This window comes from Bowmanella yangjiangensis, assembly GCF_017255015.1.
Lineage (GTDB): Bacteria > Pseudomonadota > Gammaproteobacteria > Enterobacterales > Alteromonadaceae > Bowmanella > Bowmanella yangjiangensis.
Window position 1 is genome coordinate 1 of sequence record NZ_JAFKCS010000913.1, and the last position, 280, is coordinate 280.

A 280-nucleotide genomic window follows, 5' to 3' on the forward strand; every position below is an offset into this window, starting at 1 on the left:
GCCGGACGACGGCATTGTCGCCGGCACCCGTTGGGAAGACGTACCGGAGGACTGGCAGTGCCCGGAGTGCAAAGTCGGCAAGGAAGATTTCGAGATGCTCGACATCAGCCCGGTAGTCGCCGCTGCGGCAGCGCCGCTCAGCACGCCGTTGCCGGTGCCGCCGCAACCGCAACCGCAGCAAGCCGTGGCGGCTGACGTGCGTCAGCCCATCGTCATCATCGGCAGCGGTTATGCCGGTTATGGCCTGGCCCAGGCCCTGCGCCGCGCCGATGCCGAGGTG

The 280-nt window shown here is 68.6% G+C and carries 1 protein-coding gene; it reads left to right on the top strand.

Going from position 1 to position 280, the window contains the following annotated elements; translation table 11 throughout:
- A partial coding sequence (locus J0A65_RS28090) for a rubredoxin (protein ID WP_206597264.1) occupies positions 1-280 on the top strand: 280 nt, incomplete at both ends.